The organism is Dactylosporangium sp. NPDC048998 (genome assembly GCF_043197855.1).
Lineage (GTDB): Bacteria > Actinomycetota > Actinomycetes > Mycobacteriales > Micromonosporaceae > Dactylosporangium.
On sequence record NZ_JBICTV010000011.1, the window covers coordinates 231,360 to 232,834 of the forward strand.

Genomic DNA, 1,475 nt, shown 5'->3' on the forward strand with positions numbered 1-1,475 from the left:
AGCCCGACGGCCGATCCCCACGCGGCGCGCCATCACGATCACGGAACCCACCGCCGGACGGCCGATCCCCGCGCGGCCCACCGTCACGGTCGCGGAACCCACCGCCGGACGGCCGATCCCCACGCGGGGCGCCATCACGATCACGGAAGCCCGACGGCCGATCCCCACGGAACCCGCCGTCACGATCCCGGTGCCCGGACGGCCGCTCACCACGAGGCCCACCATCGCGGTCCCGGAAGCCACCATCGCGGTCCCGGCCGCGGAACCCGCCGTCCCGATCGCGGAAGCCACCCTCGCGATCCCGGTAGCCCGACGGCCGATCCCCACGGGGCGCGCCATCGCGGTCGCGGAAGCCCGACGGCCGATCCCCACGCGGCCCACCGTCACGGTCGCGGAACCCACCGCCGGACGGCCGATCCCCACGCGGGGCGCCATCACGATCACGGAAGCCTGACGGCCGATCCCCACGCGGCGCGCCATCACGATCACGGAACCCACCGCCGGACGGCCGATCCCCGCGCGGCCCACCGTCACGGTCGCGGAACCCACCGCCGGACGGCCGATCCCCACGCGGGGCGCCATCACGATCACGGAAGCCCGACGGCCGATCCCCACGGAACCCGCCGTCACGATCCCGGTGCCCGGACGGCCGCTCACCACGAGGCCCACCATCACGATCACGGAACCCACCCCGGTCCCGATCACGGAAGCCACCATCACGCTCGCGGAACCCCGACGACGGCCGCTCACCACGCGGCCCACCGTCACGGTCGCGGAACCCACCGCCGGACGGCCGCTCACCACGGAAACCACCATCGCGGTCCCGGTACCCGGACGGCCGGTCCCCGCGAGGCCCACCATCGCGGTCCCGGTTGTCGCGGTAACCACCCTCGCGGCCCCGGTAGCCGCCGTCGCGATCGCGCTGGCCACCGTCCCGGTCGCGGAAACCACCATCGCGGTCACGGTGGCCGCCATCGCGGTCACGGAAACCACCACTGCGCTCTCGGAAACCACCCTCGCGGTCGCGTGGACCACCCGAGGAACCACCCCGATAGCCGCCGGCCCCGCCGCGCTCCCCACGCTCCGGCCGGTCACCCCGCGAATCACCCCGCGGAGCGCCCCCGTCGCGGAAACCACCCCTGGGCCGATCGTCACGACCCCGATCATCGCGGCCGCGGGCGTCGCGACCGCGGGCGTCGCGACCGCGGGCCGGCCCGGAGTCCCCGCGCGGCCGCCGCGGGCCGTCGCTGCCGTTGCCGTCCTGGCCCTTGCCGTCGTGTGGCATTGCGTTCACGACTTCATCCTTCCCGACCGGGGTGCGCCACCTGCGCTCGACCCGGTGAAACGAGTCGAGGGCCGCCCAGCTGGGCGGCCCTCGATCGAAAGATTGTCCGGCGGCGTCCTACTCTCCCACACTCTCTCGGGTGCAGTACCATCGGCGCTGGAGGGCTTAGCTTCCGGGTTCGGAATGGGAC

The 1,475-nt window shown here is 74.4% G+C and carries 1 protein-coding gene and 1 rRNA gene; both read right to left on the reverse strand.

Going from position 1 to position 1,475, the window contains the following annotated elements; all coding sequences use genetic code 11:
• Nucleotides 1-984 (reverse strand): hypothetical protein (locus ACGFI8_RS25800; RefSeq protein WP_392808657.1); only part of this gene is annotated, 984 nt, incomplete at its 3' end.
• 405 nt (nt 985-1,389) lie between these two features.
• A 5S ribosomal RNA gene (gene rrf, locus ACGFI8_RS25805) occupies nt 1,390-1,475 on the reverse strand; the annotation flags it as partial.